Here is a 14730-nt window from a genome sequence, read left to right on the forward strand (position 1 = left end):
GCCCGGGAGGGGACACGAGCGCGCGGCCCGCACGGCCTCTCCCCGGCCCCGGGGTCGGGGTCAGCCCACGCGGTCCAGGATGATCGGCTTCGCCGAGAAGGCCGTGCCCGCGGGGGCGATGTCGTACGCGTTCTCCAGGGACTCCAGCGCGTACGCGAAACGCTCCGGGGTGTCCGTGTGGAGGGTGAGGAGCGGCTGTCCGGCGGTCACGGCCTCGCCCGGCTTCGCGTGCAGTTCGACGCCCGCCCCGGCCTGCACCGGGTCCTCCTTGCGGGCCCGGCCCGCGCCCAGGCGCCAGGCCGCGACGCCGACGTCGTACGCGTCGAGGCGGGTGAGGACGCCCGAGGCCGGGGCCGTGACGACGTGGGTCTCGCGGGCCACGGGCAGGGCCGCGTCCGGGTCGCCGCCCTGCGCGGCGATCATGCGGCGCCAGACGTCCATCGCGGAGCCGTCCGCGAGCGCCTTCGCCGGGTCCGCGTCGGGCAGGCCCGCCGCGTCGAGCATCTCGCGGGCCAGGGCGAGGGTCAGCTCGACCACGTCGGCCGGGCCGCCGCCCGCCAGGACCTCCACGGACTCGCGGACCTCGAGCGCGTTGCCCGCCGTGAGGCCCAGCGGCGTGGACATGTCCGTCAGGAGCGCCACCGTGCGCACGCCGTGGTCCGTGCCGAGGCCGACCATCGTGGAGGCCAGCTCCCGCGCGTCCTCGATCGTCTTCATGAACGCGCCGCTGCCGACCTTCACGTCCAGGACGAGCGAGCCCGTCCCCTCCGCGATCTTCTTCGACATGATGGAGGAGGCGATCAGCGGGATCGCCTCCACCGTGCCGGTCACGTCGCGCAGGGCGTACAGCTTCTTGTCGGCCGGAGCCAGACCGTCGCCGGCCGCGCAGATGACCGAGCCGACGCCGTCCAGGACGTTCAGCATCTCCTCGTTGGAGAGCAGGGCGCGCCAGCCGGGGATCGCCTCCAGCTTGTCCAGGGTGCCGCCGGTGTGGCCGAGGCCGCGCCCGGAGAGCTGCGGCACGGCCGCGCCGCAGGCGGCGACCAGCGGGGCGAGCGGCAACGTGATCTTGTCGCCGACGCCGCCGGTGGAGTGCTTGTCGGCGGTGGGGCGGGAGAGGGACGAGAAGTCCATGCGCTCGCCGGAGGCGATCATCGCCGCCGTCCAGCGGGCGATCTCGCGGCGGTTCATGCCGTTGAGCAGGATGGCCATCGCCAGGGCCGACATCTGCTCGTCGGCGACGGCGCCGCGCGTGTACGCGTCGACGACCCAGTCGATCTGCTCGTCGCTCAGCTCGCCGCGGTCCCGCTTGGTACGGATGACGGAGATGACGTCCATGGCAAATCCCTTCCGGCTGTTCGGCTGTGGCAGTGGTGATGCGTAAAGGGCGACTCTACGCGCATAGAGAGACGGGGCGGAGAAGGCCCCCGCCGTCGGCGGGGGCCTTCTGCGGGGCAGACACCCCGGGCCGGGCGGCCCGGAGTCCAACTCAGGTGCTCACGAGCTCAGGTGCTCGGGGCCGAACGCGTCCGGGAGCAGTTCACCGAGCGGCCGGACGCCCGACGCCGTCTCCAGGAGCAGCCCCGGGCCGCCGAACTCGTACAGGAGCTGGCGGCAGCGGCCGCACGGCATGAGGACGTCGCCCTTGCCGTCCACGCAGGTGAAGTGCGTGAGCCGGCCGCCGCCGGTGAGCTGGAGCTGCGAGATCAGGCCGCACTCGGCGCACAGGCCGAGGCCGTACGAGGCGTTCTCGACGTTGCAGCCGGTGACCGTGCGGCCGTCGTCGGCGAGGGCCGCCGCGCCGACCGGAAAGCCCGAGTAGGGCGCGTACGCACGGGACATGGCCGCGCGCGCGGCGTCCCGCAGGGCCTCCCAGTCGACAGCGGCGGTCACTTGCCCTGCCCCTTCCGGTACGGCATGCCGTCCGCCTTGGGCATCCGCAGGCGTTGGGCGGAGAGCGACAGGACGAGCAGCGTCACCACGTACGGCGTCGCCGTCACGACCTGGTTGGGCACCTCGTCGGTGAGGCCGTACCAGGCGAACATCAGCGCCGAGACCGCCGCGGTGACCGCCGCGGGGACGTAGCGCTTGCGCCACACCAGGTAGACCGCCCCGATGAGGAGGAGGATGGCCAGCAGGAGCAGCAGGGCGTGGACGTTCGTGCCGCCGCCCCGCAGCTTCAGGCTGTCGGTGTAGCCGAACAGGCCCGCGCCGAGGGCGAGTCCGCCCGGCATCCAGTTGCCGAAGATCATCGCGGCGAGGCCGATGTAGCCGCGGCCGCCGGTCTGGCCCTCCAGGTAGATGTTGGAGGCCACCAGGGAGAGGAAGGCACCGCCGAGGCCGGCGAGGCCGCCGGAGATCACGACCGCCAGGTACTTGTACTTGTAGACGTTGACGCCGAGGGACTCCGCCGCGATCGGGTTCTCGCCGCAGGAGCGCAGCCGCAGGCCGAAGGCGGTCCGCCACAGGACGAACCAGCTCAGCGGCACCATGGCGACCGCGATCAGGGTCAGCGGCGACACATCGGTGAGCAGCCCGCTGAGCAGGCCCGCGAGGTCGGACACCAGGAACCAGTGCTTCTGGTTGAGGTCCACGAGCCAGTCCGACAGGCCCGGCACGGAGAACTTGCCGAGCGAGTCGACGGGCGGCGACTGCTTGGACGTACCGCCGTCGGTGCCCTCGAAGGCGAAGGTCGACAGGTAGCGGGTGGTGCCGAGGGCGAGGATGTTCAGGGCCACACCGGAGACGATGTGGTTGACGTTGAACGTGACCGTGACGATCGCGTGCAGCAGGCCGCCGATGGCGCCGCCGAGCACGCCGAAGACGATGCCGACCCACGGGCCCCACTGGTAACCCGCCCAGGCGCCGAACCAGGTGCCGAGGATGAGCATGCCCTCGAGGCCGATGTTGACCACGCCGGCGCGCTCGGCCCACAGGCCGCCGAGGCCCGCGAGGCCGATCGGCACGGCCAGGCGCAGGGCGCCCGACATCTGCCCGGTGGAGGTGATGCCGTGGGCGTCCGTGACCATCCGGACGACGGACGTCAGGACGAGGACGCCCGCGACGATCAGGAGCAGGACGGGGAGCGAGATGCGGCGGCGGCCCGGTGCGGCGGGCGCGGGCGCGGCCTTGGTGACGGTTGCCGTGCTCATCGCGCAGCCACCTCCTTCACGGTGTCGTTGGTGCCGCCGGTGCCCGCCCCGCGGGCGGCCGCGGCGAGTTCCTCACCGACCCGCTGCTGCTGGCGCTTGAGGCCCCAGCGGCGCACGGCCTCGTACGAGACCACGACGGCGATCACGATCAGGCCCTGCATGATGACCGCGATCTCCTTGTCGTAGCCCTTGTAGTCGAGGGCCTGGGACGCCTTGACGAGGAAGGCCCAGAGCAGGGAGGCGAGGGCGATGCCGACCGGGCTGTTGCGGCCGAGCAGGGCGATGCCGATGCCGGTGAAGCCGAGGCCGGTGGGGAAGCTCAGGCTGTAGGTGTGCACGTCGCCGAGGAGGATGGGCAGGCCCGCGAGGCCCGCGACCGCGCCGGAGATCAGCATGGCGGTGAAGACCATGCGCTTGGCGTGGACGCCGGAGGCCGCGGCGGCGGACTCCGAGGCGCCGGTGGCGCGCAGGTCGAAGCCGAACCGGGTGCGGTTCAGGATCAGCCAGTACAGGACGCCGGCGAGGGCGGCGACGATCACGAAGCCGTAGATCTCGCCGGAGGCGCCCATGTCGATGCCCGGGAACCAGCCCGAGGAGTGCATGACGCCGGTGGTGTTGTTGTTGCCGACCGGGACGCCGAAGTTCTCGTCCAGCGTGAGGTAGGCGATGACGCTCGTCGCGATGGCGTTGAGCATGATCGTGGCGACCACCTCGCTGACGCCGCGGGTGGTTCTGAGGATGCCCGCGATGCCCGCCCAGAAGGCGCCGGTGAGCATCGCCACGGCGATCAGCAGCGGGATCTGCAGGGCGGACGGCAGCGACACGTGCGCGCCGACGACCGCGGTGATCATCGCGGCCAGGCGGTACTGGCCGTCCACGCCGATGTTGAACAGGTTCATGCGGAAGCCGATGGCCACCGCCAGGGCGGCCAGGTAGTACATCCCGGCCTCGTTGATGATCAGTACCTGGACGTCGGAGTAGGTGGCCTGCTCGAACATCAGGGTGTACGGCTCGACCGGGTTCTTGCCCGAGGCGACCAGGACGACCGAGGTCAGCACCATGGCCGCGACGAGCGCGATGACCGGTCCGGCCAGCGCGAGGAGCAGACGCTCCTTGTCGAACTTCTTCATCGGGCCTCGTCCTCCGGACCGGCTGCTTCTTGTACGTTCTCCGCGGCGCGGGCGGGCTCCGGGGCCGGGGTGGTGTCCGCCGGGGCCGGGGTGGTGTCCGCCGGGGCCGCGGCCGGCTCGTCCGCCTGGGCCGCCGCGTCCGCCGCGTTCTCGGGCTCCTCCACGTGCTCCAGGTGGCCGCTGGCCGCGCCCGTCATGGCCGAGCCCAGCTCCTCCGGCGTGACCGTGGCCGGGTCGGCGTCCGCGACGAGCCGCCCGCGGTAGATGACGCGCAGCGTGTCGGAGAGGCCGATCAGCTCGTCCAGGTCGGCGGAGATCAGCAGGACGGCGAGCCCCTCGCGGCGGGCCTCGCGGATCTGGTCCCAGATCTGCGCCTGCGCGCCGACGTCGACACCCCGGGTGGGGTGCGCGGCGATGAGGAAGCGCGGCTTGTGGCTCATCTCGCGGCCGACGATCAGCTTCTGCTGGTTGCCGCCGGACAGCGAGGCCGCGGTCACGTCGATGCCGGGCGTGCGGACGTCGTACTCCTCGACGATGCGCCGGGTGTCGGCCTGGGCGCCTTTGGGGTCGAGCCAGAAGCCGCCGCGGCCGCGGGAGTTGGGCTTCTCGGTGACGTGGCCGAGGATGCGGTTCTCCCACAGCGGGGACTCCAGGAGGAGCCCGTGGCGGTGGCGGTCCTCGGGGATGTAGCCGACGCCCCGCTCGCGGCGCCTGCGCGTGGCCCAGGCGGTGATGTCCTCGCCGCCGAGCCGGATGGAGCCGGAGTCGGCGTGCCTGAGGCCGATGAGGGCGTCGATCAGCTCGGTTTGGCCGTTGCCCTCGACGCCGGCGAGGCCGAGCACCTCGCCCTCGTGGATGGTGAAGGAGATGTCGTCGAGGAGCGCGCGTTCCGAGCCGTCGGCGAGCAGCCGCAGGTCCGCGACCTCGATCATCGGGCGGTCGGTGACCGTCGACTCGGCGGTCTCCGGGGTCGGCAGCTCGCTGCCCACCATCAGCTCGGCGAGCTGGCGCGGAGTGGTCTCGGCGGGGACGGCCGTGCCCACCGTGGTGCCACGGCGGATGACGGTGATGTCGTCCGCCACCGAGAGCACCTCGCCGAGCTTGTGCGAGATGAAGATGACGGACAGGCCCTCGGCCTTGAGCTCGCGCAGGTTGTCGAAGAGCGCGTCGACCTCCTGCGGCACGAGCACGGCCGTCGGCTCGTCGAGGATGAGCGTGGTGGCGCCCCGGTAGAGGACCTTGAGGATCTCCACGCGCTGCCGGTCGGCGACGCCGAGGTCCTCGACGTACACGTCGGGGCGCACGCCGAGGCCGTACCGCTCGGAGATCTCCAGGACCTTGCGGCGGGCCCCGGCGCCGATGCCGTACAGCTTCTCGCTGCCGAGGACGATGTTCTCCAGGACGGTGAGCTGGTCGGCCAGCATGAAGTGCTGGTGCACCATGCCGATGCCGCGCGCGATGGCGTCGGCGGGGCTGTGGAAGGCGACCTGCTCGCCGTCGACCGCGATGGTGCCCTCGTCCGGCTTCTGCATGCCGTAGAGGATCTTCATCAGCGTCGACTTGCCGGCGCCGTTCTCGCCGACGAGGGCGTGGACGGTGCCCTTGCGGACGCTCAGGTGGATGTCGTGGTTGGCCACGACGCCCGGGAACCGCTTGGTGATCCCGGTGAGTTCCACCGCGCACGCGGTGGTGGCGGTGGACGGAGGGGTGGTGGACGCGTCGATGGCGCACTCTCCTCGGGGACTCAAAGGAAAGGGGCCGGCGCCGCGCACGCGGTGTGCCCCTGCTTCACGCCTCAAGCACCGCCGCGCCCGCCGACTGCGGCGCCGTGCGCGGGACTTGAGGCCCTGACCGTGGGAACGGGGCGGGTGCCCGGGGGCCTTCCCCGCCCCGTTCCGCGGCCGTGACGCCGCGATCTACAGCTTCGTCTTGACCTTGATCTTGCCGCTGATGATGCCCTGCTCGGCCTTCTTCAGCTCGGCCTGCAGGTCCTTCATCTTCATGAACTCCGGGTTGGAGTCGGCGAGGCCGACACCGCCGGACTTGAGGTCGGCACGCACGACGCCGCCCTCGGCCTTGTCATCCTGAACCGACTTCACCAGGTTGTACACCGCGCCGGCGACGTCCTTGGTGGCCGAGGTGAGGATGTACTTCTTGTACTTGTCGAGCGCCTTCTGCTTGTACTGGTCGGAGTCGACGCCGATCGCCCAGATCTTCTTGGCGGCGGCGGCCTCGATGACGCCCTGACCGGACAGGCCGGCCGCGTGGTAGACCACGTCGGCGCCGCCCTCGATCTGGCCGCTGGCGGCCTCCTTGCCCTTGTCGGGGCTGGAGAAGCCGCCGTCCTCGGCCTTCTCGGTGAGGAACTGGCGCTTGATCTTGACCGACTTGTCGGTGGCCTGGACGCCCTGGACGAAGCCGGCCTCGAACTTGCGGATCAGGATGTTGTCGACGCCGCCGACGAAGCCGACGGTCTTGGACTTGGTGGCCTTGGCGGCGGCGACGCCCGCCAGGTACGAGGACTGCTCCTCGTTGAAGACCAGGTCGGCGACGTTCTTCGCCTCGATGGTGGCGTCGTCGACGATGCCGAAGGTGACGTCCGGGTTCTTGGCCGCCACCTCCTTGATGGCGGGCGCGTAGGCGTAGCCGACGCCGATGACGGGGTTGTAGCCCTGCTTGGCCAGCTCGGTGAGGCGCTGGATCTTGTCGGCGTCGGACTCGCCGTCGGTGGGCTCGACGGCCTTCTTGCCGACGCCGAAGTCCTTGGCGGCCTTGTCCATACCGGCCGTGGCGGCGTCGTTGAAGGACTGGTCGCCCGCGCCGCCGACGTCGTACGCGATCGCGACACCCTTGCTCTTGCCGCCGTCCTCGCTCTTGGCGGCGTCGCTTGAGGTGCCGCCACAGGCGGAGACGGTGACGGCGAGGGCGGCGGTCGCGGCGGACGCGAGCGCGAATCGGGACACCCGGCGCATGGACGAACTCCTTAGACAAGTCCTTGGACGAGGACGGGGGTGCGTACGTGCGTACGGCCGCCGCGTGCACCCCGGGCCCGGGCACGCCTGCGGCGTGCTCTTGCCTGGGAGTACGAACGTGCGGTGCGTACGGGACGACGTACGGGAACGCGCCTCACCGGCGCGATTTCGCCGCAGCGTAACGCGCGTAGACCTGACATAAGAACCCTTCTGTCCGCTCCGTTATCGACCTGTGGCCCCCGGGCGACGGCGAGATGACACGCAGGTGATCACCCCCACCCCGCCCCTGCCCGGGGCCGATCCGCCGGGGCGCAACGGGTTATACGTACGACGACCGGGCGGGCGGGGCAGGGACGGGCGCCCGCGTTATACGTACGACGTGAACCTGCCCACGGCGGGGGGATTTTGGGGGACGGCCCTTGCCCCCTACGGGTGGGCGCATGCGCCCCTCACGGGCGCGTGCGGACCTTCACCCGGCCGCTGATGATGTCCTTCTCCGCCTTCTCCACGGCCGCCACGATGTCCTTGCGGGCGCGGTAGGCGGGGTTGGAGTCCGAGAACCCCACCCGCCCCGACCGGAGGTCGTACCGCTGGGTTCCGGTCAGCGGCTTGCCCCGTACGACCGACTTCGTCAGGTCGTACACCGCCCCGCCCACGTCCTTGAAGGCCGAGCCCAGGATGTACCTCTTGTACTTCGCGAGGGCTTTCTGCCGGTATTGGTCGGAGTCCACGCCGATGGCCCACTTCTTCTGGGTCCCGGCTTCCTGGATCACGCCCTGGCCGGAGAGCCCGGCGGCGTGGTACAGCACGTCGGCGCCCGCTTCGAGCTGGCCGCTCGCGGCGTCCTGGCCCTTGTCGGGGCTGGAGAAGCCGCCCTCCTCCGGCTTCTCGGTGAGGTACCGCCGCTCGATCCTGATCCTCGGGTCGACCGACCGCACGCCCTGGACGAACCCGGCCTCGAACTTGTGGATGATCGGTATGTCCACGCCACCGATGAAGCCGACGTGCCGCGCCTTCGTCGCCCGGGCCGCGGCGACCCCGGCGAGGTACGACCCCTGCTCCTCGTGGAAGACCAGGTCGGCGACGTTCGCGGCCTGGACGGTGTTGTCGTCGACGATCCCGAAGGTGGTCTTCGGGTACTTCTTCGCCACCTCCTGGATGGCGGGCGCGTAGACGAAGCCGACGCCGATCACGGGGTCGTAGCCCTGCCGCGCGAGCTGCTCGATGCGCTGGGTCTTGTCGGCGGCGGACTCGCCGTCGCCGGGCTCCATGTCGACGCCGCCGATGCCGAAGTCCTTGCGGGCCCGCTCGTAGCCGGAGAAGGCCGCGTCGTTGAAGGACTGGTCACCCTGGCCGCCGATGTCGTACGCGAGACCGATGCCCTCGCCCTGGTAGGCGCCGCTCTTCCTGCCGCCGTCGTCGTCCTTGGCGGCGTCACTGCTGGTCTCGCCGCAGGCGGTGGCCAGGAGGGCGAACGCTGTGACCGTGACGGCGAGTTGGGGCCACTGCGCGTTGCGTGTACGGGTGCGTGTACGGGAGCGGGAGCGGGTGGTGCGGAGCTGACGACGCCGACGCATAGGACGAACCCCCTACGTTCCGATCGTTCCCCGGCGCACCTGGGACGGCGCGGATGTCGGCGCACAGTAGTGCGCGCGGAAAGGGGGCGACACGGGTCCGGCGGCCGCCGTTACCGATTCGTGGCGGGTGCTGCCGACACCGTGTGACGGGTGGGACGCGGGGCGTCTTGCGGTGCGGGGCGCCTCCCGCCGGTGCGGGGCGCCTCCCGGTGCGGGGCACCTCCCGGTGCGGGCCGTCGCGCCGTGGGCGCCTTGTGGGTGCCGACGGCGACGCGCGCGGGGTCCCGGCCGGGAGCTTCTGGCGTGGCGGCCGTGGTGCTGTCTGCGGGACGCCCGGGGGCCCGGTGTGCGGGTGTGCGGTCCCTGGAGGGGGGCGGGTCCTCAGGAGGGGCGGTTGGCCGCGTCCACGAGCGCCGCCGCGGTGAAGAGCTCGACACCCACGGTGATCGCGTGCTCGTCGGCGTCGAAGTCGCCCTGGTGCAGGTCACGCACGCCGCGCTCGCCGGGCGTACGGACGCCGAGCCGCGCCATGGCTCCGGGCACGTGCTCCAGGTACCAGGAGAAGTCCTCGCCGCCGAGGCTCTGCGCGGTGTCCTCCACGGCGTCGGCGCCGCGCCGGGCCGTCATGGCGTCACGCAGCAGGTCGGTGACGGCCGCGTCGTTGACGACGGGCGGCACGCCGCGGACGTAGTTGATCGCGGACTTCGCGCGGTGCAGGTCGGCGACCTCCTGCACGGCGGCGTGGATGATGTCGGGCGCCTGCCGCCAGGTGTCCAGGTCGAGGCAGCGGATGGTGCCGGACAGCTCGGCGTGCTGCGGGATGACATTGCACGCGTGGCCGGCCTCGATGCGCCCCCAGGTGATGGAGAGGCCCGAGCGGGCGTCGACGCGCCGGGCGACGAGGGCCGGGACCTCGGAGACGACCTTGGCGGCGGCCGTGACGAGGTCCGTCGTCAGGTGCGGTCGCGCGGTGTGGCCGCCGGGCCCGCCCAGGGCGATCTCCAGGCGGTCGCAGGCGGAGGTGATCGGCCCGTGGCGCAGGCCGATGCGGCCGGCGTCGACGCGGGGGTCGCAGTGCACGGCGATGATGCGGCCGACACCGTCGAGCGCGCCGCACTCCAGGGCCTCCGTGGCGCCGCCCGGCAGCACCTCCTCGGCGGGCTGGAAGATCAGCCGCACCGGCTGCGGCAGCCGGTCCTGGCGCGCAAGCTCCGCGAGGACCAGGCCGGCGCCGAGCACGACGGTCGTGTGCACGTCATGGCCGCAGGCGTGGGCGCGGTCCGGCACGGTCGACCGGTACGGGACGCCGGCCTTGGTGTCCGGGATCGGCAGCGCGTCGATGTCGGCGCGCAGGGCGAGGACGGGGCGCGCGGCGGCGTCCGGGGCGCCCCCGACGTCGCAGATGAGCCCGGTGCCGCCGGGCAGGACGCGCGGGGCGAGCCCGGCCTTCTCCAGGCGGGCCTTGAGCGCCGCGGTGGTGCGGAACTCCTGGTGGCCGAGCTCGGGGTGCATGTGCAAGTCGCGACGGAACGCGACGAGTTCGGCGCGCAGCGTTTCTGGCAGCGCGCCGGGCAGGTTTCCGGGCGGTGCGTTGTCGGCTTCTTCGGACCCGTCGGACGCGTCTGACGCGTCTGCGGACGCGAGGGACATCAATTGGTTCACCCTGTGAAGGGTAAGCCGACGGGGCCGTCAACTAAGGCGCGATCAACAAAACTTCAGCCAGATTGAGGTAAGAATCAGGGCCCCCTTGCGCATGCGCGCTTGGTACAGCGGGTATGTAGCACTGTTGCCATTCGCACGCGCAGAGCGATCGCCGCAGGTCACGTGGCACGGCTCGGCGACGGGGAGATCATCCCCGGGGCGGCGCGGGCGGCCGGGGGGCGTGCGGCCGGAGTCGAGCGGCGTCCAACTGAAACTGGGGCGGGGGGCCGGTCGCCCCTCGCCTGTCCTGTGCCGGGACAGGACAGGCGGCACCCCGCCTGTCCGCGATGTGCGAAATGTCACTCAGAGCGACAGATCGCCCCACTCTGTTCCTCACTTTGACTTTTACACGTGCACTGTGAATTCATCACCCAGCCTTCACGAGATCACATCTCCTTCACGCACCCCTGCCTGCCCGCCGGTGTGCGTGCGCCCTCGCGTGCCCGCGAGGCGGGCGGAGGACGACCTGAGGACCCTGGGTGAAGATCGAGTTCCTGATCCACAACGCGTACGGCATCGGCGGCACCATCCGCTCCACCGCCAACCTCTCGGCGGCGCTCGCGGCCGCGCACCACGACGTGGAGGTCGTGAGCGTGCACCGGGTGGCCGAGAACCCCGAGCTGCCGTTCGACCCGCGGGTCCGGCTGCGCTCCTTGATCGACATGCGTCCGGATAGCCCGACGTACGAGGGTGAGCACGAGCTCAACAGCGGCCCGAACAGCATGTTCCCGGAGAAGGGCGTGGACTTCGGGCGCATGCGCTACACCAGGCTGCACGACCAGCGGATCGCCGCGTACCTGGAGGGGACCGAGGCGGACGCGGTGATAGCCACCCGCCCCATCCTCAACGGCTACCTGGCGCGGTACGCGCGCACGAGGCGGGGCCGCCCGGCCTACCTCCGCATCGGCCAGGAGCACCTCTCCCTGGACGCGCACAGCGACCAGCTCCGCGGCGACCAGAACGCCGCGATAGCCGAGGGCCTGGACGCCTTCGTCACGGTCTCGGAGGCGGACGCCCAGCTCTACCGCGCGGCGCTCCCGGACGTACGGGCGAAGATCCTCTGCATACCGAACGGCGTCACCCCGCCGTCGGTCACCCCGTCCGCGCTCGACTCCCGCACCATCGTCGCGGCGGGCCGCCTGGTGGCCGTGAAGCGCTACGACCGCCTGATCAACGCCTTCGGGAAGGTCGCCGCCGAACACCCCGACTGGACGCTGCGCGTCTACGGCCGCGGCCCCGACCAGGCCCGCCTGCGCCGCCTCGTCGACGAACTCGGCCTCTACAACCGGGTGTTCCTCATGGGCCCGGCCTCCCCCATCGAGACCGAGTGGGCGAAGGGGGCGATCGCGGCGGTCTCCTCCGACATGGAGTCGTTCGGCATGACGATCGTCGAGGCGATGCACTGCGGTGTCCCCGTGGTGGCGACGGACTGCCCGCACGGCCCGGCGGAGATCATCACGCACGGCGCGGACGGGCTCCTGGTCCCGCTGGCGGGCGGGGTGGACGCGTACGCGGACGCGCTGAAGTCCCTGATCAAGGACGAGGAATCACGCGCGCGCATGGGCGCGGCGGCCCGCGCGAAGGCCGCGACGTACGCCCCGTCCGTGATCGCGCGCCGTTACGAGGACCTGATGGAGTCCCTGCGGCCGGGTGTCACCTCCCCGCGCCGGAGCCTCACCACGCGCCTCCGCGCGGCCCTCAAGTCCCCGCGCGAGGGGACCGCTCCGGCCCCGGAGCCCGAGCAGGAGGCCGTCGTCCCCGCCGCCTCGGCGCGGATGACGTCCGACGGCAGCCTGGTGGTCGCCCTCACCCCCGACACCCTGCCGGACGGCCCCCTCGACCTGGTCCTGCGCAAGCGCAAGGACCCGGAGCGCCGCGAGGTCCGCGTCCCGGCCGGGCCCCCGGCCGCCGCGGCGGCGGACGGTGCGGTTCCGGTCGCCGCGGTCCCCCGCGCCGCCCACGTCCTCGCCGAGGGCCGCTGGGACTGCTACGTGGCACCGCGCGCGGCCCCGGCGGACCGCCGGCGCCTGCGGGCCCGCCTGGTGGAGACGGCGGCGCTCCTGACGCTGCCCCCGGTCGTCACGGCCGAGGGCCTGACCTCCTGGATCCCGTACACCACGTCCGACGGTTACCTGGCCGTCCGCACGTGGCTGCGCCCGGCCCACGCGGAGGTGCACCACGTCCTGGTCAGCGAGGAGGGCGCGACGGTGACGGCGAAGCTCCTCGGCGACGCCGAGCTGCGCAGGACGACGGGCGACGCCTCCCCGCTCCCCGGCGCGGAGCCCGACGCGGTCACCCTCACCCCCCGCGCCGACCCGGCCGCCGAAGGCGCCACGGACCCGCGGGCCGCCGCCCTCACAGTGCCCGTACGCGCCCTGTCCCCGGCCCACTTCCAGTTCACGCTCCCCTACGCGGAGGCGCAGGCGCGCCACGGCACGGCGGAGCACACCATCTGGGACCTCCACCTGCGCACGGCCGGGCGGACCGTTCCGATCGGCCGTATCACCGGCGACACGGTGGAACGCAAGAAGCCCAACCCCTACCCCGCGGTGGAACTCCCCCACCCCACCGGCACCCCCACCCGCCTCAGGCCCTACTACACGGCGACCAACGCCTTGGCCCTGAGCGCCCGCCACGTCCCGGACGCGCCGGCCGGGCCCGGGGGCCGCTGACCCGGGTCCGGCCGGGCCTTCACGCCGGAGCCGGTGCCTGCTGCGTGCCGCCCTGGGTGGGGATGCCGGGCTGGGGCGGGGTGTGGTCCAGTGCGGCCAGGCGGTGGACGTCGCGGGCCGTGTCCGTCACGCCCGAGAGGAAGCCCTGCGCGCGCGGTGACGCCTTGTCCGTGAGCCACGCCGGGTCGATGTCCATGACCGCCACCTTCACCTCGGTCCCGGCCAGGGCCAGGGGCAGGGTGTGGACGACCGTGGAGGGGAAGCTCAGGATCGTGCTGCCGATGGGGCCGCGGCGGGCGATCAGCTCCAGCGGCAGGTCGGGCCGGATCACCTGCAGGCCCGTCTCCACGGCCAGGCGGTGGAGCTTCTCGGCGCTCTCGCGGCGGTGCGCGAAGTAGCGGGCCGCCCCGTGCGTACGGGCGAGCGCGCCCACCGCGTCCAGGTAGCGGTCCGGGTCCACCACCCCGGTCTCCACCAGGGACGTGCCCACCAGGTCCGCGCCCTTGGTGATGCGCGGCGGGCCGAAGCGGGCCCGGGTCCACGCGAAGGAGTTGACGGTGACCGTCACGCCGGAGGGGGCCTCGTCGATGGGCATCGAGGAGAAGACCTCCACCCGGCGCCGGCCCTTGGGGTTCGGCGTCAGCCTGCGGCGGGCCGAGGACGAGACCGGCATGAAGACCATGTCCCGGGGGCCGGGGCGGCCGCCCCTGCGGTGCCAGCGCACCAGCCGCTCGCCCTTGGCGAGCTGCGAGACGAACTCCATGGTCGCCGTGCCGTCGTCGACGACCACCAGGTCGCGGGCGCGCGTGATGGTGAGCAGCAGTTGCACGTAGCGGGAGAAGGGGTCGCCGATCACCACCCGGGCCGCCTTGCGCAGCGGGGCCGCGAGGCCGCCGATGGTGTGGAAGGGCGCCGTCGTACCGCCGCGCGCCTCCTCCCAGCGCACCTGGAAGCCGTCCACGCGCGCCAGCTCGGACATGCGGCGGAGCTGGCCCCGGGTCATGGGGTCGGTGGGGGCGAGCACCACGAGGGTCAGGTCGCCGGGGGCGGTCTCGGGCTCGCGTGCCGTGGACAGGTGCGCCCACTCCAGCACGTTGAGCAACTGCACCGGCGACTCCACGAACGCCAGCGTGCCGTGTGGTGCCCTCGCGGCGCGGCGTGCGCTCCGTGCTGACATGGGTCGGTCCTCCCGTGCGGGATGGGGCGGGTCCGGGCAGATCAGGTGGTCCTGCGCAGTCGTCCTGCGCGTCCGCCGGCCGGCGCGGGTCGCGCGGCCTGGTGACGGACGTGGTCCGAGTGGTTAACGCGCTTCGGGCGGTTCAGGTGATCTAGGCGATTCAGGTGGTTCGGACTGCCCCGGGGGCCGGTCGGGTGACCCAGGCGGCTCAGGCCCTGCCCGGCGCCTCGGGTGACGTGAGCGCCCGCTGCACGACCGGGTGACGCGGGTGGGCCGGTTGGAGCACGCGGCCCCTCGTCCGGCCGGGCGGCACGGGCGGCCACCGCCCGGGCCGGCCCCGCCCCCCCCC

General features: G+C 72.5%; 10 protein-coding genes. 1 reads left to right on the forward strand and 9 read right to left on the reverse strand.

What is annotated here, in order from left to right; all coding sequences use genetic code 11:
- Nucleotides 1–60: 60 nt before the first annotated feature.
- The 8 genes from QK440_RS11155 to QK440_RS11190 all read right to left on the reverse strand — a co-directional run bounded on the left by QK440_RS11155 (nucleotide 61) and on the right by QK440_RS11190 (nucleotide 10493).
- On the reverse strand, nucleotides 61–1338 hold the full coding sequence (locus QK440_RS11155; protein ID WP_282792875.1) for a thymidine phosphorylase: 1278 nt from the start codon (nucleotides 1336–1338) through the stop codon (nucleotides 61–63).
- A gap of 159 nt (nucleotides 1339–1497) precedes the next feature.
- Nucleotides 1498–1893 (reverse strand): cytidine deaminase, encoded by a 396-nt coding sequence (locus QK440_RS11160; RefSeq protein ID WP_282792876.1) that lies wholly within the window; start codon nucleotides 1891–1893, stop codon nucleotides 1498–1500.
- Nucleotides 1890–3152 (reverse strand): ABC transporter permease, encoded by a 1263-nt coding sequence (locus tag QK440_RS11165; protein ID WP_282792877.1) that lies wholly within the window; start codon nucleotides 3150–3152, stop codon nucleotides 1890–1892. Before QK440_RS11165 ends, QK440_RS11160 begins: the two co-directional genes overlap by 4 nt.
- Nucleotides 3149–4282, reverse strand: coding sequence for an ABC transporter permease (locus QK440_RS11170; protein WP_282792878.1), 1134 nt, complete (start codon nucleotides 4280–4282; stop codon nucleotides 3149–3151). The genes QK440_RS11165 and QK440_RS11170 overlap by 4 nt, the downstream gene beginning before the upstream one ends.
- Nucleotides 4279–6006, reverse strand: a complete 1728-nt coding sequence (locus QK440_RS11175) for an ABC transporter ATP-binding protein (protein WP_282792888.1) — start codon at nucleotides 6004–6006, stop codon at nucleotides 4279–4281. Before QK440_RS11175 ends, QK440_RS11170 begins: the two co-directional genes overlap by 4 nt.
- A gap of 192 nt (nucleotides 6007–6198) precedes the next feature.
- Nucleotides 6199–7254, reverse strand: coding sequence for a BMP family ABC transporter substrate-binding protein (locus QK440_RS11180; protein ID WP_282792879.1), 1056 nt, complete (start codon nucleotides 7252–7254; stop codon nucleotides 6199–6201).
- 449 nt (nucleotides 7255–7703) lie between these two features.
- Nucleotides 7704–8831: a BMP family ABC transporter substrate-binding protein gene (locus tag QK440_RS11185; protein WP_282792880.1), complete on the reverse strand. Its 1128-nt coding sequence runs from the start codon at nucleotides 8829–8831 to the stop codon at nucleotides 7704–7706.
- Between the two features lie 381 nt (nucleotides 8832–9212).
- Nucleotides 9213–10493 carry a M20 family metallopeptidase gene (locus QK440_RS11190; RefSeq protein ID WP_282792881.1) on the reverse strand — a complete coding sequence of 427 codons (1281 nt, stop codon included), beginning with the start codon at nucleotides 10491–10493 and terminating at the stop codon, nucleotides 9213–9215.
- 518 nt (nucleotides 10494–11011) lie between these two features.
- Here QK440_RS11190 and QK440_RS11195 point away from each other — a divergent pair.
- Nucleotides 11012–13204: a glycosyltransferase gene (locus QK440_RS11195; protein ID WP_282792882.1), complete on the forward strand. Its 2193-nt coding sequence runs from the start codon at nucleotides 11012–11014 to the stop codon at nucleotides 13202–13204.
- Nucleotides 13205–13223: 19 nt separating this feature from the next.
- On the opposite strand, the gene QK440_RS11200 is transcribed toward QK440_RS11195, so the two are convergent.
- Complete coding sequence (locus QK440_RS11200; protein ID WP_282792883.1) at nucleotides 13224–14381, reverse strand: hypothetical protein; 1158 nt, start codon at nucleotides 14379–14381, stop codon at nucleotides 13224–13226.
- Between the last annotated feature and the right edge of the window lie 349 nt (nucleotides 14382–14730).

The organism is Streptomyces sp. CC224B, assembly GCF_030010595.1.
Lineage (GTDB): Bacteria > Actinomycetota > Actinomycetes > Streptomycetales > Streptomycetaceae > Streptomyces > Streptomyces longispororuber.